17 protein-coding genes are annotated in these 21708 nt (G+C 69.5%); 15 read left to right on the plus strand and 2 right to left on the minus strand.

Annotated features, from left to right (window positions below; translation table 11 throughout):
- Window positions 1-5: 5 nt before the first annotated feature.
- Both EJ913_RS26445 and EJ913_RS26450 read left to right on the plus strand, forming a co-directional pair.
- Complete coding sequence (locus tag EJ913_RS26445) at window positions 6-824, plus strand: response regulator transcription factor (RefSeq protein ID WP_238521412.1); 819 nt, start codon at window positions 6-8, stop codon at window positions 822-824.
- On the plus strand, window positions 805-2397 hold the full coding sequence (locus tag EJ913_RS26450; RefSeq protein WP_185909944.1) for a sensor histidine kinase: 1593 nt from the start codon (window positions 805-807) through the stop codon (window positions 2395-2397). The genes EJ913_RS26445 and EJ913_RS26450 overlap by 20 nt, the downstream gene beginning before the upstream one ends.
- A 29-nt stretch (window positions 2398-2426) precedes the next feature.
- On the opposite strand, the gene EJ913_RS26455 is transcribed toward EJ913_RS26450, so the two are convergent.
- Window positions 2427-3050: a glutathione S-transferase family protein gene (locus EJ913_RS26455; protein ID WP_127003593.1), complete on the minus strand. Its 624-nt coding sequence runs from the start codon at window positions 3048-3050 to the stop codon at window positions 2427-2429.
- A 388-nt stretch (window positions 3051-3438) separates the two neighbouring features.
- On the opposite strand from EJ913_RS26455, the gene EJ913_RS26460 reads away from it, so the two are divergent.
- The 12 genes from EJ913_RS26460 to EJ913_RS26515 all read left to right on the plus strand — a co-directional run bounded on the left by EJ913_RS26460 (window position 3439) and on the right by EJ913_RS26515 (window position 19272).
- Entirely contained in the window at window positions 3439-3831 is a 393-nt protein-coding gene (locus EJ913_RS26460; RefSeq protein WP_127003595.1) for a response regulator, read from the plus strand.
- A 96-nt stretch (window positions 3832-3927) separates the two neighbouring features.
- Window positions 3928-4854, plus strand: a complete 927-nt coding sequence (locus EJ913_RS26465; protein ID WP_127003597.1) for an NAD-dependent epimerase/dehydratase family protein — start codon at window positions 3928-3930, stop codon at window positions 4852-4854.
- 7 nt (window positions 4855-4861) lie between these two features.
- Window positions 4862-5722: a glycoside hydrolase family 191 protein gene (locus EJ913_RS26470; protein WP_127003599.1), complete on the plus strand. Its 861-nt coding sequence runs from the start codon at window positions 4862-4864 to the stop codon at window positions 5720-5722.
- The gene (locus tag EJ913_RS26475) at window positions 5719-7965 is read left to right on the plus strand and encodes a polysaccharide deacetylase family protein (RefSeq protein ID WP_185909945.1); all 2247 of its coding nucleotides are present in this window, start codon (window positions 5719-5721) and stop codon (window positions 7963-7965) included. Before EJ913_RS26470 ends, EJ913_RS26475 begins: the two co-directional genes overlap by 4 nt.
- 10 nt (window positions 7966-7975) lie before the next feature.
- Window positions 7976-11038, plus strand: coding sequence for a tetratricopeptide repeat protein (locus tag EJ913_RS26480; RefSeq protein ID WP_127003600.1), 3063 nt, complete (start codon window positions 7976-7978; stop codon window positions 11036-11038).
- The gene (locus EJ913_RS26485) at window positions 11019-12617 is read left to right on the plus strand and encodes a tetratricopeptide repeat protein (RefSeq protein WP_127003601.1); all 1599 of its coding nucleotides are present in this window, start codon (window positions 11019-11021) and stop codon (window positions 12615-12617) included. Before EJ913_RS26480 ends, EJ913_RS26485 begins: the two co-directional genes overlap by 20 nt.
- Before the next feature lie 96 nt (window positions 12618-12713).
- Window positions 12714-13289, plus strand: a complete 576-nt coding sequence (locus EJ913_RS26490) for a CsgG/HfaB family protein (RefSeq protein ID WP_244939494.1) — start codon at window positions 12714-12716, stop codon at window positions 13287-13289.
- A 10-nt stretch (window positions 13290-13299) separates the two neighbouring features.
- Window positions 13300-14703 carry a GAF domain-containing protein gene (locus tag EJ913_RS26495; RefSeq protein ID WP_244939495.1) on the plus strand — a complete coding sequence of 468 codons (1404 nt, stop codon included), beginning with the start codon at window positions 13300-13302 and terminating at the stop codon, window positions 14701-14703.
- Window positions 14700-15803 carry a tetratricopeptide repeat protein gene (locus tag EJ913_RS26500; RefSeq protein WP_127003603.1) on the plus strand — a complete coding sequence of 368 codons (1104 nt, stop codon included), beginning with the start codon at window positions 14700-14702 and terminating at the stop codon, window positions 15801-15803. Before EJ913_RS26495 ends, EJ913_RS26500 begins: the two co-directional genes overlap by 4 nt.
- Entirely contained in the window at window positions 15800-17392 is a 1593-nt protein-coding gene (gene pelF, locus EJ913_RS26505) for a GT4 family glycosyltransferase PelF (protein ID WP_244939496.1), read from the plus strand. The genes EJ913_RS26500 and pelF overlap by 4 nt, the downstream gene beginning before the upstream one ends.
- On the plus strand, window positions 17392-18771 hold the full coding sequence (gene pelG, locus EJ913_RS26510; protein WP_127003604.1) for an exopolysaccharide Pel transporter PelG: 1380 nt from the start codon (window positions 17392-17394) through the stop codon (window positions 18769-18771). The genes pelF and pelG overlap by 1 nt, the downstream gene beginning before the upstream one ends.
- Window positions 18772-18852: 81 nt before the next feature.
- The gene (locus EJ913_RS26515) at window positions 18853-19272 is read left to right on the plus strand and encodes a hypothetical protein (protein WP_185909946.1); all 420 of its coding nucleotides are present in this window, start codon (window positions 18853-18855) and stop codon (window positions 19270-19272) included.
- Between the two features lie 4 nt (window positions 19273-19276).
- Here EJ913_RS26515 and EJ913_RS26520 read toward each other — a convergent pair whose 3' ends face one another.
- Complete coding sequence (locus tag EJ913_RS26520) at window positions 19277-20116, minus strand: hypothetical protein (RefSeq protein ID WP_127003605.1); 840 nt, start codon at window positions 20114-20116, stop codon at window positions 19277-19279.
- A 159-nt stretch (window positions 20117-20275) separates the two neighbouring features.
- Between EJ913_RS26520 and EJ913_RS26525 the strand changes: the two genes are divergently transcribed.
- Complete coding sequence (locus tag EJ913_RS26525; protein ID WP_244939497.1) at window positions 20276-21685, plus strand: YcjX family GTP-binding protein; 1410 nt, start codon at window positions 20276-20278, stop codon at window positions 21683-21685.
- The last annotated feature ends 23 nt before the right edge of the window (window positions 21686-21708 follow it).

Raw genomic sequence — 21708 nt, forward strand, 5'->3', positions numbered from 1 at the left:
CCATGATGACCGATCCGACGATCGCCCGCATCGCCCTGGTGGACGATGACGATCTCTTCCGCGAATCCCTCAGCCTGAACCTGGGCGACGAGGGTTACGAGGTCCTCACCTTCGACCGTGGCGAGCCGGCTCTGGACTTCTTCGCGGCCGGCGGCTCGGTGGACATCGTCCTGCTCGACTGGCGGATGCCGAAGATGGACGGCATCGACGTCCTGCGCCAGATGCGGGCGCGCGGCATCGACGCCCCGGTCATCTTTCTGACCGTGCTGTCCGACCAGATCTATGAGGAAGCCGCTCTGGCCGGCGGCGCGCTGGACTTCGTCGAGAAGTCGCGCAGCCTGCCGATCCTGCTCAAGCGCATGCGCCTGATCCTCGACGCCCGCAAGGGCGCCAACGACGACGTTGCCGAGACCGCCGCGCCGCAGCCGGTCCACACGCTGGGCGAGCTGGAGCTGCGCCTGGACAACAGCCGCGCCTTCTGGATGGGCAAGCGCATCGACCTGACGCTGACCGAGTTCAACATCGTCAAGCTGATGTCGACCCGCCCGGAGGAGGACGTCTCCTACCGCGAGATCTACGATCTGGTGCACGGCAAGGGCTTCATGGCGGGTTATGGCCCTTCGGGGTACCGCGCCAACGTCCGTGCCTTCATCAAGCGCATCCGTCAGAAGTTCCGGGCGGTCGATGCCGGCTTCGGCTGCATCGAGAACTACCCCGGCTTCGGCTACCGCTGGGGCAAGGGCGAGGGCGGCGCGGCCCAGACCCGCGACGACGACTCCGCCACCGCCGAGGATGTGCTGATCGATGGCGCTGCTGCCGATTGAGAGCAAGATGCGGGCATCGGACCGCTCCCGGGGACACGCCACGGCCGACCGCTTGCGGTGGCTGTGGCGGTCGCTGGCCAGCCGGCTGGTCCTGCTGACCCTGGTCTTCCTGGCGGTTCCGGTCCTGCTCTACGACCAGTTCCAGCGGGCCGATGAAGCCACGCAGCTCTTGCTGCTGCACAGCGCCCAACGCCAGGGCGAACTGATCGCCCGCGCGATGGAGACCGAGCTGGCCGGGGTGGACCGCGCGGCGTTGCCGACGTTGAGCGGTACGCTGGCCCGTTTCGCCGATGAGCGCACGCGTTTGAAGCTGTTGGTCCGGCCGCGCGCCGGATCGGGGGCCGAAGCCTTCTACTACGTCGCCGCCGCCCCCAACCTGCCCACCGCCGATCTCGACGCTGAACGCCGGCTGCTGCTGGGGCAGGGGGTGTTGGACCGGCTGGGCACGAGTTGCGCCGGCAATTCCACGCTGGCGATGCGGGTGCCGCACGCCTCGGGCGGCGAGGAGGTCCTGTCCTCCATCACCCCGATCAAGACGACTTTCGGCTGCTGGGCGCTGGTGACCAGCCACGCGACGGAGGGCTACGTCGCCTCCTCGCTCGGGCGGCCCTATTGGCGGACTCCGGCGGTCCAGGCGGCGGCGGCGGTCTATCTGGCGATGGCGGTGCTGGTGCTGGCCGTGTTGGCCGGCGTTTGGCGCAACCTGCACCGCTTCGGCGACCTCGCCCGCAACATCGTCAACGGCGAAGAGACCGGCGGCGACAAACCCAACTCCTTCGCGGCCCGCAACACGGTTCCCGAACTCTCCGCCGTCGCCGAGGACTTCGACCGGCTGGTCGACACGCTGCGCGACAGCGCCCGCTCGCTGCGCCGCGCGGCGGAGGACAACGCCCACGCCTTCAAGACCCCCATCGCGGTGATCCGCCAGTCGGTGGAGCCGCTGCGCCGCGCCCTGCCGGCCGAGCATCCGCGCAGCCAGCGCGCGCTCGCCATGATCGAGAAGTCGGTCGACAAGCTCGACGGTCTGGTTTCCTTCGCCCGCCGGATGGACGAGGCGGCGGCGGACCTGCTGGCCCCGACCCGCCGCCGGGTCGATTTGTCCGGACTGGTGGAGCGGATGGCCAGCGGTTACACCGGCCTGCTCGCCGAACGGCAACTCCACATGCGCTCGCGGATCGACTCCGGCCTGACGGTGCGGGCCAGCGAGGAGACGCTGGAGACCATCGTCGAGAATCTGGTCGAGAACGCCATCAGCTTCTCGCCGGCCGACGGCGCCGTCAGCGTGCGGCTGACCCGCAGCGGTCCCTGGGCCGAACTGGTGGTCGAGGACGAGGGGCCGGGCGTCGATCCGGCCAATCTGGAGCGCATCTTCGAGCGCTACTTCTCCCAGCGCGAGCCGGGGCGCGGCATGCCGGAGGACGAGGCGGCGGCCCAGCAGGCCGGATCCACCCATTTCGGGATCGGCCTGTGGATCGTCCGCCGCAACATCGAGGCCTTCGGCGGGCGCGTCCGCGCCGAAAACCGCCCGACGGGCGGGTTCCGGATGACGGTCGCGCTGCCGGTCGCCGCTTAAACGCCACCCAAACCGTTGTCGAACGGGTGTCAGCACTCCGCATCCTGGGTCGGCATCAGGTCGTATTGCGGCTTGAAGCCGGGCTGCGCCCGGATGCGGGCCGCCCAGGCCTGGATGTTGGGGTATTTGGCGGCGTCCACCCCCGATTCCTCCAGAAGATCGATCCAGGGGAAGGCGAAGATGTCGGCGATGGTGACGCGGCCGCCCTCGATGAAGTCGTGGCCGGCGAGATGCTGGTCGAACAGGGCCAGCCCGTTGGCGGCCGAAGCTTCGACCCAGGGCAGGGCGTTGGGATCGCCCTTGAACTTGCGCAGCGCGCGGCAACGCTGCACCGGCAGCAGCACATCGGCCAGCCAACTCAGCCATTCGGCTAAGCGCAGTTTCTCGCCCGCGTCCCGGCCGCCGAACTGGCCAGTCTGTTCGGCCAGATAGGTCAGGATGACGCTCGATTCCGACAACGAACGGCCCTCGTGCACCAGGGTCGGCACCCGGCCGAAGCGGTTGATCGCCAGATACCCTGGCGTCTTCTGCTGCTGGGTCGGCAGATCGACGTGGCGGTACGAGAAGGGCAGGCCGGCCAGACGGAAGAACAGGGCGATGCGGGCCGCCGGCTGCGAGTTGACGTTTCCATACAGGGTGAAGGCGGCGGTCACGGTCTTTGGTCTCCTTCCGGTTGCGCGGCGTTGCGCCGCGTTTGTCGGAATCATGGACGGAACCCCGCAGCCGCGCCAGCGGAAACGGCGGCGCGGGCAAGAAGAGGTGTCAAGATACGGGTGTGTGTCGTGAAGTTCGAAATGCATAGATTTCAAAGGAATTCACCGCGCCAAGCTTGGCGGCGGCCGCGCCCGGTGATGACGGCGTGTCGCGGCAAAGACCCGATTCCACGCAGGTGATTGTTCCGATTGGGGGTATCCCGCATAGGACCGGGCGTGCCTTGACCACAACGCATAATTTCACTACAGAATTTTCCATCGAAACCCACTTTTCCTGATTATGAACCGGCTGCGGAGCCGGAGTTTTCTTTCCCGATGGCATGGACGCATGGACACGCTCGAAAAGACGCAATCGATTCTGGTGGTCGAAGACAACGTGCTGATGCGCAAGCTCTTCGTCCGCTGCCTGGAGGAAGGCGGCTACAACGTCGTCGAGGCGCTGGACGCCCGCGCCGCCCTGGATCTGATGCGCGACCTCCGGCCCGATCTGGTCGTCATGGACATCGTGATGCCGAACCTCTCGGGGGTGGAGCTGATCAAGCAGATCCGCGCCGACGCGGAGCTGTCGGCGACGCCGGTGGTGGCGGTGACCAATCTGGCCTCGCCCGCCGACAAGCGCCGGCTGGCCGACGCCGGCTTCAACGGGCACGTCTCCAAGCCGATCAAGCCCAAGGATTTCCAGGCGGTCGTCGCCGGCTTCCTCAAGCCCCCGGCCGACTGATCCCGAGCCGATCAACACCCCACGGGCGCCGGTGATCCGGGTCCGGCGGCGGCGCGTAGAAAACGTTCCGACACAACAGCAGGGGAAACCGCGAGCATGGCGCGTTATCTGGTCACCGGCGGTTGCGGCTTCATCGGCTCGCACCTGATCGAGCGTCTCCTGGCAGCCGGGCACGAAGTGCGGGTTTTGGACGACCTGTCCACCGGCAAGCGCGAGAATCTGTCCGAAGGCGTCCCGGTGACGGTCGGCAACGTCGCCGATCCGGCCGCCGTGGAGGCCGCGATGGCCGGCACGGACGGCTGCTTCCACCTTGCCGCCGTCGCCTCGGTCGACCGCTCGCGCGAGGCGTGGCTGGAGACCCACCACGCCAACCTGTCGGGCACGGTCGCCGTGCTCGACGCGGCGCGGCGCGCCAACCCCAGGGGGCCGGTGCCGGTGGTCTACGCTTCCTCGGCCGCCGTCTACGGCGACAACCCGAACATGCCGCTGACCGAGGACGCTGCGACCCGCCCGCTGTCGGCCTACGGCGCCGACAAGCTGGGCTGCGAGCTGCACGCGCGGGTCGCCGACGGGGTGCATGGCGTGCCGACGACCGGCTTCCGCTTCTTCAACGTCTTCGGGCCGCGCCAGGATCCGAAATCGCCCTATTCCGGCGTCATCTCGATCTTCGCCGGCCGCATCGCGCGGGGCGAGCCCATCACCGTCAACGGCGACGGCGAGCAGGTGCGCGACTTCGTCTACGTGAAGGATCTGGTGCGTTACCTGACCGCCGCGATGGACGACGCCAAGCCGGGCGCCCCGGTCTTCAACGTCTGCACCGGCAAGCCGACCACCGTGAACCGGCTGGCCGAAGTGCTGGCCGAACTGTCGGGCCGTCCGCTCGACCGCCGTTTCGGTCCGGCGCGCACCGGCGACATCCGTGTCTCCATCGGCGATCCCTCCCGGCTGGTAGCCGCCTTCGGCATGACCTGCGACACCTCCCTGGAGGACGGGCTGCGGGACACGTTGGCCTGGCTCGGGTGAGGCACCGATGATCGTCGGACGGCGCGCGGTGACGGGGGGCCTGCTGGCCGGCATGGCCGCGCTGGGCGTTCCCCGCTTCGGCCACGCCGCGCCGGCCGGCGATTCCTGGGCGGTCTACTACGCCGACAAGGAGTCGGCGCGGGCCTTCGAGTCCTACAAGCTTCTGGTCCTCGACAGCCGCACCCATCCGCCGCTGCGCCCGCTGAAGGACCGCGGCAAGACCCTGCTGGGCTACATCAGCGTCGGCGAGGTCGAGACCCACCGGCCCTGGTTCGCCAAGGTGAAAAGCTGGGGCATCCTGGACCAGGAGAACCCCAACTGGCCCGGCAGCTTCTACGTGGACGTCCGCGACCGCCGCTGGGTCAAGCTGGTGGTGGAGGAGCTGGTCCCGGCGCTGCTGCGCGACGGCTTCGACGGGGTGTTCCTCGACACGCTGGACAACCCGCCGCATCTGGAACGCACCGACCCCAAACGCTGGGCCGGCATGACCGAGGGGGCCGCGCGTCTGGTCCTGGCGATCCGCGCCAACTGGCCGCGCATCCCGATCATGCAGAACCGCGCCTACGAGATCCTGCCCAGGACCGCCCGCGCCATCACCCACGCGCTGGGGGAAAGCGTTTACGCCGGTTGGGATTTCGAGGCCAAGCGGCCACACTTGCAAAGCGACGAGGACTACAAGTTCCAGGTCGATGCGTTGAAGGCGGCCAAGGCGCTGAACCCGCAGCTCGGCCTCTATTCCCTGGATTACTGGGATCCGGACGACGCCGCCGGCATCCGCGCTCTCTACGCACGCCAGCGGGCCAACGGCTTCGCGCCCTACGTCTCTGTCGTCGAGCTCGACCGGCTTGTGGCGGAGCCGCCGCCGTGACGGGATTGCTCCGCGCCGTCTGCCTGATCCTGCTGCTGACGGGGGCCGCGCGGGCGGCGGAACCGGTGGTTCCGCGCACCGTGCTGGCCCTGGTCGACCTCCGCGAGGAGGAGATCATCCGGCTGACGCGGGTCCATTCCCTGGTGGAGATGCCACTCAATCATCTCGGCCTCTCGGTCGTCTACTGGAACGTGGCCGACGGCCTGCCCGACCTGTCGCGCTACCCCGACCTGCGCGGCGTCCTCACCTGGTTCACCGGGGAGCCCTTCGCCAACGCCGAGGCCTACATCGCCTGGGCGGCGGGGGCGATGGACCGTGGACTGCGTTTTGTCGTGTTGGGAGAGCCGGGGATCCGCGCTTCGGCGGGCGGACGGGCGGTGCCGATGGCGCTGGTCAACCGCTTCCTCGCCCGCTTCGGCCTGCGCGACGACGACGGCTACTCCGACCTCACCTACAAGTCCAAGCCGGTGTTGGCCGACGCGATGATCGGCTACGAGCGGAAGCTGATCGGCGTGCTGCCCGGCTACCCGCTGTTCCGCAAGACCGACGACCGGTTCGTCTCGCACCTCGTCATGCGGCGGGGCGGCGATCCGGGCAGCGACAGCCATCTGGTCGTCACCGGCCCGGCCGGCGGCATGGCCGCCGAGGGCTACACCCGCCATTACGACCCGGAGATCAACCGGCGGCTCTGGATCCTCGACCCTTTCGCCTTCCTCCGCGAGTCCTTCGCCACCGACGACCTGCCCAAGACCGACGTCACCACCCTGTCCGGGCGGCGGATGTATTTCAGCCACATCGACGGCGACGGCTGGCGCAACGTGACCGAGGTGGCCCCCTACGCCAAGGACAAGACGCTGTCCGCCGACATGGTGCGGATCGCGGCGATCGAGCCGTTTCCCGAGCTGCCGGTGTCGGTGGCCCCCATCGTCGGCGACGTCGACCCGGCCTGGAAGGGCACGCCGGAGTCACGCGGGGCGATGGACCGGCTGTTCGCGCTGCCGCAGGTCGAGCCGGCCAGCCACACTTGGACCCACCCCTTCCAATGGGCCTTCTTCCAGGACTACACCCCGCAGAAGGAAGCGGTCTTCAAGAGCCGCGAGGGCGACCCCGACGCCAGCGCGCTCGACAAGGTGCTGGGCCGCAACCGGCCGGACCACGCGGCCGAGGGCGGCGAGGGCGCCAACATCGGCCGCTACGCGATTCCCCGCGCCTATCTGGAAACCCCCTTCGACCTCGACCAGGAGATCGGCGGCGCGCTCGACTACTTCACCAAGGCGGCGCCGGGCGGCAAGACCGCGACGCTGGTGCAGTGGTCGGGCGACACCTCCCCCTTCGAGGCGGCGCTGGCGGCGGTGCGCAAGGCCGGCGGCCACAACATGAACGGCGGCGACGCGCGTTTCGACGCCGACTACCCCTCCATCACCACGGTGCCCCCGGTCGGTCGGGCGGTGGGGGCGGAGCAGCAGATCTACTCGGCCGGCAGCAACGAGAACACCTACACCGACCTGTGGACAAACCGCTTCTATGGGTTTCAAAACCTCGTCAACACGCTGCGCAACACCGACAGCCCGATCCGGCTGAAGCCGTTCAACATCTATTACCACATGTATTCCGGCCAGAAGGCGGCGAGCGTCAACGCGCTGCGCCGCAACCTGAGCTTCGCGCGGTCGTCGGAGCTGGCGCCGGTCGCCGCCTCCACCTACGCCCGCATCGCCGAGGGTTTCTACAAAGCCCGCTTCGCGCCCGCCGGGGAGCGCCCCGGAGAGCGGCGCTGGCGGGTGCTCGACCGGGGCGCGTTGAACACGTTGCGCTTCGATGAGGCGAGCTTCACCGCCGTTGACTTCACCCGCTCCACCGGGGTTCTGGGGCAGCGGCACGCCCAGGGCAGCCTCTACGTGGCGCTCGATCCCGCCGTGGCGGAACCGGTCGTCGCGCTGGTCGAGGTCGAGCGCGCCGACCTCGATCCGCCGGCGGCGCAGCCCTATCTGGTCGAGGGGCGCTGGGCCTTCTTTGGCCGCCAAACGGAGGGCAACGGCTTTCGCGTCGGCGCAACGGGCTACGGCGACGGTGCCATGGTCTGGCGCGTTCCGGCGCCCGGCCGCTACACGGTCAGCGCCGAGCGCGACGGCTCGGTGCTGTGGAGTGGTACGGCCGAGGCCGGCGCCGACAACCGGCTGTCCGTGACGGTGGCGGCTTCGGCGATCCGGCCGCTGACGCTGCGCGTCTCCCCCGTGGCGCGGTAGGGGCGGAGCCATGCGCACGAACCTCCTCGTCGTCCTGTTGGTCCTGCTGTTCGGCGGCGGCGCCAGCCTGCTGCTGATCCCGCGCGGCGGCGAGCTGGCCCTGCAGAAATTCCGCGACAACGACTACGAGAGCGCACGGGCCGATTACGAGAAGCGCTTCGCGGCGGGTGACCGCGGCGCCGCGACGGTGATCCCGCTGACCAAGCTGAATGTGGCCGAGGGCGAGGTCGAGGGCGCCATCGCCCTGATGGAGGATTTCGTCGCCCGCGCCCCGAAATCCATCGACGGCTGGGAGTTGCTGAGCCGCCTGTACCAGGACGCGCAGCGCCAGGGCGATTATCTGGAAAGCCTGCGCGAGCTGGCCCGGCTGCGCGGCAGCGACGACGCCTACCGCGAGCTGGCCTATCTCGCCGGCTTCCAGGGCCGGCTGGATGTCCAGACCGAGGCGCTGGTTCGCTACTGCGAGCGCCGCCCCGACGATGCCCAGGCGCAGCAGGAACTGGCGGCGTTGCTGGCCGCGCAGGGCGACCACGAGGGCGCGGTGGACTGGCTGGTCCGGGCCGACGACCGGGCGAAGGGCAACATCAGCCCTGACAGCCGCGAGCTGCTGATGAGCCTGCTGACCGACCTCGACCGCGAGGCCGACGCCTTCCAGCGCGCCCAGCGCTGGCTGGGGGAGACCCCGAGCGTCACCGACATGATCGGTCTGGCGAGCCAGCTCTCGGCCGGCGGCCGTCCCGATCTCGGGCTGCGGCTGCTGGAGCCGCAGGTCGCCAAGCCCGGCCGCGCGTTGGCCCTGGAGCTGACCGTCATCGACCTGCAACTCGCCACCGGACGCACGGACGACGCGCGGGCGCGTTTGACCGCGTTGAAGGACCCGGTGGACGACGTGATGCTGGGCCGGCTGCTGTCCTTGCAGATGAACGCCGGGCTCGGCCGGCTGGCGCTGACCACGGCGCAGGGGCACGACCTCAAGCTGATCCCCGACTGGGTCTTGGCCGGTCTGGCCGAGGCGGCTTTCCGCGACCGCGACCGCGCCTTCCTGAACCGGCTGGTCGGCGAGTTGGGCGAGGGCTTTCTGGAGGAGCGCCCGATCCTGGCGGCCAACATCGCGCTGGGGCGCGGCGACGCCGCCGCCGCCGTGCGCTGGGCCTCGCGCGGTCTGGCCGACGCCCACCAGCCTTTGTCCGAACGGCTGGCCGCCGTCCGCATCCTGACGCTGGCCGGCAAGCGGGTCGACGCCGTGGCCGGCTTCGACCGGCTGCCGCTGGGCAACGCCATCGGCGACGATTCCCTGGACGAGCTGGCCTCGATGTTCCTCGACCTCGACCGCGCGCCGGCCGGTCTGGCGTGGTTCGAGACGCGGCGGCGGAGCGTGCCCTCGCTTCCGGCCGATCTCGGCTGGGTCCGGCTGGCGGCGAAGGCGGGCGACCCGGCGGCGGTCGTGGCGTGGCTCGACGCGCACCCGGAGCCGCTGGGGGCCGCGCTGCTGCAGGACATCGCCGGTTTCGCCTCCGAACGCGGCGCCGGGCAACTGGCCCTGAAGGCGGCGGAGCGGGTCTTCGCCATGGCGCCGACCGCGCGCAGCCGCTTCGCGCTGGCCAGCGCGCTGCTGGCCGCCGGGCGGGGCGTCGAGGCGCTGCCGCATCTGACCCTGCTGCTGGCGGGCGGCGGGACGGAGATCGAGACCGCCTACGTCGCCGCGCTCGACGCCGCCGGCCGGACGGAGGAGCTGACCCGCTTCCTCTCCGCCAAGCTCGCCAGGGGGGGCCTGTCCGACGAGGAGGAGCGGGCGATCGTCTTCACCCTGCTCGACCGCAAGGCCTACGGCGCGGCCCTGCCGGTGCTGCGCTCGCTGGCGGAGCGGCTGGGCGGCGAGTGGCTGTTCGGCTACGCCGACGCCGCCCGCAAGGTTGGCGCCCTGCCGGACCTGATCGCCTTGCTGGAGCGGCAGCTTGCCGATCCCGCGCTGACCGCCGAAGGGCGCGAGCAGCGCGCCACTTTGCTGCTGGAGGCCGCCGGTCCGGTCCGCGCCTTGCCCATCCTCAAGCAACTCGCCACGGCGAGCGCCGGCGGGCCGTGGGATTCGCTGTACCGCGAGACGCTGGCCAAGCTGGGCCGCAAGGACGAACTGCGGCGCTACCTGCTGGCGCGGGCCGCCGACGACCGGCTGGCGGCGAAGGACCGCCGCGAGGTCGCTTCCGCCCTGATCGAGCTGGGCGACAAGGCCGGGGCCGAACAGGCGCTCCGCCGGCTGGCCGCCGCGCAGGGGCCGCAGGGTGACGATTTCAAGCAGTTGCTCTTCTTGTGGGGACCGCGCCCGCCGGCCGAGGCGCTGGACTGGATCGAAGCGCGGGCCAAGGCCGCCGGGTCGCCCGCCGACCAAACGGCGTGGTACGCCTCGCTGGCCGATCTGGGCGGCGCCCGCCGCGTCACCGAAAAGCTGGGAAGCACCGGCACGCCGGACGCCCCCGCTCTGAAGACCCCCTACATCGAGGCGCTGGCCGCCGAGGGCAAGGGCAAGGAATTGGCCGAGGCCGTGCGTTCGGCCCTGGCGACGGAGCGCGCGCCCGACCGGCTGCGCCGCTACGCCCGGCTGGCCGAGCAGGTCCGCGAGCGCAAGGCCGCCGCCGACGCCTGGACCGTGTTGCTGGCGCAGAAGCCGGACGACAGCGAGGCGTTGCGCCAGCTTGGCATGTTGGCTTATGACGAGAACCGTCTGGAGGACGCCGAGCGGTTGCTGCGCCGTTTCGTCGCGCGTGGCCCGAACGATTACGAGGCGCATTATTTCCTGGGCGAAGCGTTGACCGCGTTGAAGCGGCCGGGCGCGGCCTTCCCCTTCTACACCACCGCTCTGGCGCAGCTGCGGGCCGGCAAGACCCGGAACGACGCGACCGCCCAGACGGAAGCCAATCTTCTCAATCGCTTAGGCAAGTTGGACGAGTCGGTCGCGCTGTTTGAAAACCTGCGCAAACGCCGGCCCAACGACCGCCAGCTCAAGGCGGACTACGCATCGATGCTGATCGAGAACGGACGTTTGCAGGAGGCCCGCCGTGTGCTCAGCCTTCAATAGATGGGCGCTGAACCATTGGGTATTGAACCGGTGGGCGCTGGCGCTCGCGGCGTTCCTGTGCTTCGTCGCGGTCCTGCCGATGCGGGCGCAAACCCCCGTGCCGGTCGCCCAGGTGGAGGCGGTGCGCGACGACGCGAGCGCCCGCTTCGCCCTGCGCTGGCCCGGCAAGATCGCCACCGAGGTCGAGCGCCAGGGCCGCGAGGTGGTGCTGCGCTTCAGCCGGCCGCTCGGCGCCGTGGCGCTGGACACGGTGAACGACCGGCTGCAGGGCTGGGTCGATGGCATCCAATACGGCTACGACAGCGTGCTGCTGGTGCTGGCGCCGGGTATCCTGGCGGAGGTGTCGTCGGATCCCTCCGGCGTCGCCGTGGCCTTCACGCACGAACCCGTTCCCGTCCGCTCCAAGGAGGCGGAGGTCGCGGAGCGGGCGGCGCAACGGCGCCTCGACTACTTCAAGGCGGTCACCATGATCGAGGGCGGCCAGCTGCGGCAGTCGCGCTCGCTGCTGCTCGACGTGCTGCGGGCCGAACCGCGCGACGCCCAGTCCACCGCCCTGCTGGCCCAGGCCGAGGAGCGGCTCGGCCGCTGGCGGGAATCGCTGCGCGCCTACAGCACGGCGCTGAAGCTGACGCCGAACGAACCCTCGCTGGTGCTCGGCAAGGCGCGGCTGCTGCGCGAATACGGAGACCGAGTTCGCATGGATTTCGACCGGCAGGTCGTGAAGGGCGCGGAATCGCAGCACATCCTGCGGCTGACCGGGACGCACGACGTCGGCCAATCGACCTCGCTGGTCTACGCGCTGGAGAACCGCTTCGTCGACGCCGACGCCGTCCAGCGCAAGGATGGCTCGCAGCGGCCCTTCCATGGGAAACGGCAGAAGCTGGAGCTTGGCCTCGCAAAGGACTGGCCGGAGCTGCAACGCTCCACACTGTCCTTCCACGTGGCGCAACGCACGCTGGGCGTCGGCCTGACCCACGCTTGGCGCGGCGACACCTCGGAGACCCGCGCCGGCGTCGCCTGGAACGAGCCGAACTTCGCTTTTCTGGAGGGCATCGTCGGGGCCGGGCAGCGCGACCGCGTCTTCCTGCAGCACGACGAGCGGCTGTCGGAGCGCTGGAACCTGACTCTGGGCGCCGGCTACAACCGTTATGGGTTGTCGGGGGCCAAGGATCTGGCGCGCAGCGCCACGGTGGAAGGCTCGCTGCGCTACACCTTCAATCGGGAAGGGCCGCTCGCCAGCATCGCCTATGTGCTGGACGCCGAATACGTGTCCAAACGGGTGGAGCGCGAGATGCCCCAGGGCCAGCGCTTCGTCCCGCTGCCGGCGGCGACGCGGGAGGTCCACGGCATCCAACTCGCCGTGGCGGATTCGCTGACCGACTACGTCCGCTACGAGGCGCAGGTCGGCTACGCCTACGACCGAAGAGGCAAGAGCGGACCGCAGGGTTCCTTCACCGTGGCCTGGGACGCGACGGACTCCGTCGAGATCGGGCTGAAGGCCAGCCACGCCCGGTCGACCGCGCGCGGGACCGCCAGCGCCGTCAGTTCGGTGGGCGCGTACATGACCTTGCGGGTTTAGCCGCGCGGCGACTTAACCGTCCGGTAACGGGCTTGGGGGGAAGACATGGGGATGCGACGGACGATGATGGGAAAGGCGAGGGGGATGACGGGGGGGATGGCCGTGACGTCTTGGAGAAAGCCGCTGCTGGCGGCGGCGGTGGCCGTGCTGGCGCTGTCGGGGTGCAGCCGTGTCGGCAGCCGCGACTTCGCGCCGCCGGGAAGCGGCTTGGCAGCGGGGGGCTCGGTCGCCGTGCTGCCCTTCGAGAATCTCACCAACTACCCCAGCGCCGGCCAGATCGCCGCCGATCTGGTGTCGACCGAACTCTACAGCCAGGGGATCTACCGCGCGGTGGAGGCCAGCCGCGTCCGCAACCAGTTGATCGCCGCCAAGGTGGACGTGGAGAAGCTGTCCGACAGCACCTCCGCCCAGGCCGTCGGCCGCACGCTGGGGGTCGACGCGGTGCTGATCGGCAGCGTGTCGGAATACGGCTACCAGCATGGCCTGCGCGAGGAGCCGGTGGTGGGATTGAACGCGCGTCTGGTGCGCAGCGCGGACGGCGCCGTGCTGTGGGCGTCGAGCCAGTCCGCGACCGGGCGCGGGTATTTCAGCCGTGACAGCGTCAACAACGTCGCTCAACGCGTGGTGACGCGCATGCTGGACAGCCTGCGCGTCTCGGCCGGCACGCCCTGACGGAGTCCCCATGAGCGCCGCCTCCCAGACGTCCGCGCCGCCCGCCGCCGCGCCCATGGACAAGGCGGGCGACGCCCCGGTCCCGGCGCCGCGCCGGCTGCTGGGCTTCCGTCGTGTGGCGTTGATCGAGTTGATCCTGTTTTTCGCCGTTGCCTTAAGTTTGGATTGGGCGATGGGAACGGGGTTGCGGTTCGAGGGGGTGCAACCGCATCCCTTCTGGATCCCGGTGCTGCTGCTGGCGGTCCAGTACGGCACCAACGAGGGGGTGCTGGCGGCGCTGGTGGCGACGCTGGCCTTGCGGCTGGGCAATTTGCCGGAACAGACCATCGCGCAGGACTTCTATCAATACCTGTTCGTGCTGACCCGCGAGCCGATCCTGTGGCTGGTCTCCGGGGTGCTGATCGGCGAGCTGCGCATGCGCCAGATTCGCGAGCGCGAGGAACTGCGCGCCAGCCTCGATCTCGCCCGCAAGGAGGCCGAGGCGATCACGCGCTCCTACCGGGCGCTGAAGTCGGTGAAGGAGACGCTGGAAACCCGCGTCGCCGGCCAACTGCGAACGGTCTTCACGCTCTATCAGGCCGCCAAGTCCATCGACCGGCTCGACGAGGGCGAGGTCATGCTGGGCGTCGCCGATCTGGTCCGTTCGGTGATGAAGCCGGAGAAGTTCTCGCTGTTCCTGCTGAACGGCGACGTTCTGGAATCGGTGACCAACGAGGGCTGGGACGACGAGCAAGACAGCTACGCCCGCTGGTTCGACCATTCCTCGCTGCTGTTCGAGACGGTGGTCGGGCGCCAGCGCCAGCTCTGCGTCACCCGCGTCGAGGACGAGCGCATTCTGGCCGGCGAGGGCGTGCTGGCGGGGCCGCTGATCAGCAGCGACACCGGCGAGGTGGTCGGCATGGTCAAGATCGAAAGCCTCGGCTTCGCCGACTTCAGCGTCAACACGGTGGACAATTTCCGCATCCTCTGTGAGTGGATCGGCACGGCGCTGGCCAAGGCGCGGCGCTACCGCGAAGCCAATGAGCAGCGGGTCTTCACCGACGACGCGCTCTACTCGTCGAGCTTCATCGGCCGACAGGCGGAGTTCCTGGCGCATCTCGGCCGCCGCATGGGATTCGAGACGACCTCGATCTCCATCCGCCCGTCCGGCCTATCGCGCCTGTCCGCCGCCCAGCGGGCGGAGCTGGCCAGCGCCATCGGCCGCGCGGTGCGCAGCAGCCTGCGCGACACCGATCTGGCCTGCGACTTCGGGCAGCAGGGCGCCTCCTTCGGCGTGGTGCTGACCGGCACGGGTCTGGACGGCGCCAAGCTGGTCGAGGCGAAGCTGGAAAAATCGGTGCGGCAATCCCTGCCCACGGAGCTGGCGGACATCCCCATCGTCTTCACCACCAAGAAGGTCGAGGTGTCGGCATGAGCCGCGCCCTGGCGATGAGCGCCGAAAGCGTTCTGGAGGAGGCGCCGAACGCCGGCGGCGCCGAGTTGACGCTGGTCGGGCTGTCGGCGACCGCCGCCGGGGCCACCGTGGGCGCCCTGGCTGCGTTGGGGGGCGTTTACGCGGTTGTTGGGGCCGTTGTTCTTCACGTTGCGCTGTGTGGAGCGTTGGCGGTGTGGGTGCGGTCCCGCGCGCGGCGTGGGTTGGATTTGCGTTTGGCCGGGTTGATGCTGGTGACCACGCCGGTGTTGGGGCCGTTGGGCCCCCTCTTTACCTTGGCGACCGCCGCGCTGCACGCGCTGTTCCGCCGCTACGCCACCGGCTTTCAGGATTGGTACTTGTCCCTGTTCCCCGACAGCGAGATGGAGCCGGCCCAGGAGCTGTATGAACTGATCGTCTCCGGCCGCGAGACCTCGCATCTGGCGGCGGGCGATTCCTTCACAGACGTGATGTCGGTCGGCTCACCGCAGCAGAAGCAGGCGGTCATCGCTCTGGTCGCCCGGCATTTCCGCCCGGCCTTCACCCCGGCCCTGCAAGCCGGGCTGGCCGACGCCGATCCCTCCGTCCGCGTCCAGGCCGCCACCGCCACGGCGCGGGTGGAGCACGAGTTCAACGAGCGTTGGCTGGCGTTGGACCACGCTGTGCAAACGCGGCCCGACGATGCGGAGAGCCGCGCGGCGCTCGCCCGGCATCTCGACGACTACGCTTTCTGCGGCCTGCTCGACAGCAACCGTGAGGCGGAGATCCGCGAAAAGGCGCTCGACGGCTACCGGCGCGGTCTGGAACAAGCCCCCGACGACGACGACCTGCGCCACGATCTCGGCCGGTTGTTGATGCGTTGTGGGTTGGCAAACGAAGCTGCGGAGCGTTTGGAGCCGTCGGTCGACCGCACGAAAGACCGGCGCATCCTGTTCTGGTACGCCGAGAGCCTGTTCCGCCTGGGCCGCTACGCCGAACTGCGCGACCTCTCCCGCCGCCGGTCGGATCTGTTGGGCGACGTTGAGGCGCTGCCTCCCTCGTTGCGCGATGTGTTCGTCCTGTGGCGCGCGGACGAAACGGCGATGGCGGAGGTGGCGGCATGAGCCCGGCCCGGACCAAGATGCCCGCCCAGACCCTTCCGCCCGAGGCGCCCCACGCTCCGTCGGCCGATGTCTGCCTGCTGATGGAGGGGTCCTACCCTTACGTCGCGGGCGGCGTGTCGACCTGGACGCACGACCTGATCAAGGCCCACGCCGACCTGACCTTCCACGTCGTGGCGCTGGTCGCCGACCGCAGCGCGCGCACGCTGGCCTACGAGTTGCCGCCCAACGTCACCGGCATGACCCACGTCTACCTCCAGGACCCCAACCCTGGCCGGCGCTGGATGCCGGGGACCGGGCGTTTCCTGGCGGCGCTGGAATCCCCGCTACGCCGCTTGCAGCAGGGTGGCGGGCTGGAGGAGGTCGCGGAGATCGCCCGGCTGATCGCCGCGAAGAAGGGATGGGTGGGGCGCCACATTCTGCTGAACTCGGAGGAGTCCTTCGAGATGGTGGTGCGGATGTGCCGGTCGGCGCTGCCCGACGCGTCCTTCCTGGAGTATTTCTGGGGCACCCGCGCGCTGATGAGCGGGCTGTTCGCCACCATGCTGGCGCCCATGCCGGCCTGCAAGGTCTACCACGCCATCTCCACCGGCTACGCCGGGCTGTTCGCCGCGCGGGCGAAGCTGGAGAACGGCCGCCCGGCCCTGCTGACCGAGCACGGAATCTACACCAACGAGCGCCGCATCGAGATCCTCATGGCCGAATGGCTGTTCGAGGGCGCGGACACCTCGCTGGCGCTCGACAAGAAGAAGCGCGACCTGCGCGATCTGTGGCTCGACACCTTCGCCAGCTACTCCAAGGCCTGTTACGACGCCTGCGACCGGATCTTCACCTTGTACGGCGGAAACCAGGAGTTCCAGCGCCGCCAGGGCGCCGATCCGGCGAAATTGATGGTGGTCCCCAACGGCATCGACTACGCCGGCTATTCGAAGGTGGTGCGCGACACTGCGGACCGGCCGCCGACCATCGCGCTGATCGGGCGCGTCGTGCCGATCAAGGACGTGAAGACCTACATCCGCGCTGCCGGCATCCTGCGCGAGGACATCCCCGACGTGAAGGCGATGATCCTGGGACCGCTGGAGGAGGATTCCGGCTACGTCGAGGAATGCCGCACCATCGTCAAGCATCTGGGTCTTGAGGACACGGTGATCTTCGCCGGCCGGGTCAAGCTGACCGACTGGCTGGGCCGGGTCGACGCCATCGCGCTGACCAGCGTCAGCGAGGCGCAGCCGCTGGTCATCCTGGAGGCCGGGGCGTCGGGCGTGCCGACCGTGGCGACCGACGTCGGGTCCTGCTCCGAACTGCTGCTGGGGCGGCCCGACGAGATCCCGCCGTTGGGGCCGGGCGGCGCGGTCACGCCGCTGGCCAGCCCGCTGGAGACGGCGCGGGAACTGCGCTCGCTGCTGCTCGACCGGCCGTGGCGGGACCGCTGCGCCGCCGCCATCGCCAAGCGCGTCGCCCGTTACTACGACAAGGTCGAGATCGACCGCATCTACCGCGCCATCTACGACGAGCACATCGCCATGCCGACCCGGCCGACTCTGTTCGACCCGACGCACCATCTCGGGTCCGTTCGCAGTGGGGCCGCCTGATGGCCGGGATCGGCTTCGCCCTGCGCAAGCTGGCCCGGCGCGACGACCTGCTGGGCGTGCTGCAGGGCTACGCCCATTCGGCCTTCATCACGTCCGGGCCGTGGATGTTCACCATCCTGGCGCTCGCCGGCATGAACTTCATCGGCCGCGATCTGGTGGGGATGGAGGAGCTGTCGCTGTTCCGCGTGGTGGTGATCTACAATTTCTGCTTCTCGGTGGTGTTCACCGGGCCGCTGGTGCTGATCGCCACCCGCTATCTGGCCGACGCCATCTACGCCAAGGAGGTCGACGTCGCGCCCGGCATGCTGCTGGCGACGCTGGGGCTGGCCTACGGCGTCGCGGCGCTGACCGCCGGTCCCTTCTACCTGCTGTTCAGCGGCCTGCCGGCGCCGATCCTGCTGGGCGGGCTGGTGAACTTCTTCCTGGTCTGCGGCATCTGGGTGGTGTCGATCTTCCTGTCGGCGCTGAAGGACTACCTGTCGGTCACCGTTGCCTTCGGGTTGGGCATGTTGGGCGGCGTTGTGATGACGGCGGCGCTGGGCAGCCTGTTCGGCGCGGCGGGGATGGTCTGGGGCTTCTCGCTGGGGCTGGCGGGGATCCAGTTCGGGCTGATCGCGCGGGTCTTCGCCGAATACCCCTACAAGGTGGCGCGGCTGTTCTCCTTCCTGGCCTATTTCCGCCGCTACTGGGATCTGGCGCTGATCGGGCTGGTCGCCAACCTCGCCGTCTGGTCCGACAAATGGGTGATGTGGTTCGTGCCGGAGCGCGAGGTGGTGTCCGGCGCCATGATCATCTACACCGCCTACGACAGCGCCATGTTCGTCGCCTATCTGACGATCCTGCCGGCGCTGACCCTGTTCACGGTGAACATCGAGACCCGCTTCTTCGAGCATTACCAGGGCTTCTACCGCGACATCCAGCAACACGCGACCTACGACCAGATCGCGCGCAACCACCGCTCCATCATCGCGGCCTTGCTGGAGAGCGGGCGCAACCTGATCATCCTGCAGGGCGCGGTCTGCGCCGTGACCATCTTCCTGGCGCCGGCCATCGTCGGCGCGCTCGGGTTGCACTACCAGCAGATCGGCATGTTCCGCTTCGGCACGCTGGGCGCCTTCTTCCAGGTTTTGTTCCTGTTCTGCACGGTGATCCTGGCCTATTTCGATCTGCGGACCCGGAACCTGATCGCGCAGGCGCTCTATCTGGCGGCCAACGCCGGGTTCACGCTGTTCTTCAGCAAGCTCGGCTTCGCGTGGTACGGTTACGGCTATTTCCTGAGCTCGCTGCTGGCCTTCCTGGTGGGGTATCTGATGGTCGCCGACGCGGTGCGGCGGCTGCCCTACTTCACCTTCGTCGCCAACAACCCGTCGGTGCGTTGAGGGCGTTTGGCGCAGTTGTTTTCTTTTCTTTCGAAGGGTTTAGCTGTGTTCTGGAGGGCGTTTAATCTGGTTGTCCTGACATTGCTGCAGGCCGGCCAGGCGCTGGCCGGCGACGTGCCGCCGACCGACTGGACCAACACGCAGCGTCATTTCGATTACCGGGTCAACCCGCCCCGGCAGTTCGTCCCGCCGCGCCTGCGCTTCTCCGACAGCCGGATGGTCTACACGCTGCCCAACGGCTTGGACGGTCTGGCGACGCTGGACAAGACGCTGACGCATCTGTGCCAGCGCGGCGCCTTCATCCAGAAGAGCGACGGCTTCTATTGGGCGGTGAGTCCGGGCCGGCGCTACGGCGTCGCCTTTTCGGGCGGGGCCAATCTGGACGACGCGCAGAACAAGCGGCAGGCCGGCAAGGTCTATTTCTTCCACAACCAGGACAGCCGCTGCACCGTCTACGTCGGCGATCAGGCCAAGCTGATGCCGCACTACGTCGCGTCCTGAGCCGTCACCGGCGCAGCGGCACCGGGCGGCCGATGGCAAAGCCGATGCCCTCGCTGTTGGTGTGGTCGCCGGGGCCGAACTGGAAGCTGCCGACGCTGCCGTCCGGGTTGGTGCCGAACAGGATGAAGCCGGGGCCGACGCCGCTGGTGACGGTCCGGGTCTTGCCGTCGACGATCTCCGTCCTGTCGCGCACCGTGGGGTAGTTGGCGTAGAGCGTGTTCAGCTCCGGGTGCTTCGCCCTCACCGCCTCGGGCAGGGTGGCGACGCTGTAGTGGGTGACCGAGGAGGCGTCCAGAACCATCAGGAAGGCGCTGCGGGCGTCGTTCGGGATCGGCTTGCTCAGCACCACCATGACGTGGCCGGTGTCGTCGGCCGGCTTGCCGCTGTAGGGCACGCCGCAATGGCCGGGCAGGCACCAGGACAGGATGTCGCCCGGCTGCACCGCCGCGAGCGTCCTCACCGCCTGGAACGGCGCGCCGGGCGGCAGCGAGGCGAAATACTGGCGGTAGACGGTGGCGCGCGGGTAGGGGCGGCCGGCCTCGCCGGCGACCTGCGGCTGGTACCGGCGCACCGCCTCGTAATGCAGGGGCAGGCGTTCCAGATTGTGCGACACCCAGCCCGAGCAGTCGGCGTCGATGTCCAGCTTCCCGCCGCCGAGCGGGCGGATGACGGCGCCCTGGACGCTGCTTTCGTGAACGTAGCGCGTGTCCGCCAGCGCCTGGGCCAGGGCGGTCGCGTTGCCGATGAAGGTCGCGGCCGGGGCCGGAAGATCGGCGCGCGCCGGACCGGCGGCGCCCGGGCAGGCGGCGAGGCAGAAGGCGATCAGCGTGGCGAAGCGCGTCATGGGAAGTGCGGCCCGTCGATGGTTGGCGTCTCATCGCGAGTATAACGCCGTGTCTCCACCAATCAACACGTCCCGCGCGCGCTCCCGGCGGCGCTCTGGGATCGGTGGCGGGGCGTCCCCATATAGGGGCGGTTCGTCCCTTGGCTTGAGCGTTGCCCCGTGCGAATTCCCGACCTGCGTTTCCCCGATCTGAACGGCGTCCTCGACGCCGGCTCCCGCCTGCTGGAGCCGAACGTCCGCATCGGCGTCACCGGCCTGCGGCGGGCCGGCAAGACGGTCTTCGTCACCACGCTGGTCGACAATTTGCTGAAGGCCGGGCGGCTGCCCTTCCTCGACGTGGTGGCCTCGGGCCGCTTCCAGGCCTCGCGGCTGCGCCCGCAGCCCGACCCCGATGTGCCGCGCTTCGACGTGGAGGGCCATCTGGCGGCGCTGACCGGCCCCGACCCCCATTGGCCGGAGCCGACGCGCGGCATCGGGCAGTTGCGGCTGGCGCTGCGCTACCGGCCGGGCTCCGCGCTGAAGCGGGCGGTGCAGCCGGTCTCCACGCTGAACCTCGACATCGTCGATTACCCCGGCGAATGGCTGCTCGACCTGCCGTTGCTGCGCCAGAGCTTCGCGGAGTGGAGCGCGCTGACGCTGAATCTCGCCGGGCAGCCGCCGCGCGACGCGCTGTCGCAGTCCTGGCGCGGCTGGCTCGCCACCATCGACCCCGCCGCCCCGGCGGAGGAGGAGGCGGCGCGGCGCGGGGCGGCGCTCTACACCGACTACCTGCACGCCTGCCGCCGGGCCGACACCCTGCTCAGCCTGATCCAGCCGGGCCGTTTCGTCGAGCCGGGCGACATGAAGGACGCGCCGCTGCTGACCTTCTGCCCGCTGCCGGGGGAGGCGCGCGGGCGCGGCAGTCTCGGTCGCGGCAGCCTGTGGGCGCTGATGGACGCGCGCTACGAGGCCTACAAGACCAACGTGGTCCGCCGTTTCTTCACCGACCATTTCGCTAGGCTCGACCGGCAGATCGTGCTGATCGACGTGCTGGGCGCGCTGAACGCCGGGCCGTCCGGCATGGCCGACATGAAGCGCGCCCTGGAGCTCAGCCTGGAGCCGTTCCGGCACGGCTCGTCGGGCTGGCTCGACTGGCTGTTGGGCACGAAGATCGACAAGGTGCTGTTCGCCGCGACCAAGGCCGACCACATCGCCGCGCACCAGCACGCCCATCTGCGCGCGCTGCTCGACCGGCTGGTCGGCGACGCGCGCTCCGCCATCCGCTTCGAGGGCGCGGCGGTCGAGACCATGGCCATCGCCGCCCTGAAATGCACAGAGAGCGTGGTGACCGAGCACGAGGGCCGGCAACTTCGCTGCGTGCGCGGCGTGCCGGTCGGGCGCGACCGGCCGACGGTGCTGTTCCCCGGCGAGATCCCCGAGGACGCCGACGCCTTTCCGCCCGGCCGTGACAAGCCCTACAACTTCCTGCCCTTCCGCCCGCCCGACGACCTGGGGCGCGACCCGCGCGGGCTGCCGCACATCCGGGTCGATCAGGCGCTGCAATTCCTGCTGGGGGACTATCTGGAATGAGCGGGCCGGACGTGAGAGGGCGT

Origin of the sequence: Azospirillum doebereinerae, from assembly GCF_003989665.1 — a bacterium.
Lineage (GTDB): Bacteria > Pseudomonadota > Alphaproteobacteria > Azospirillales > Azospirillaceae > Azospirillum > Azospirillum doebereinerae.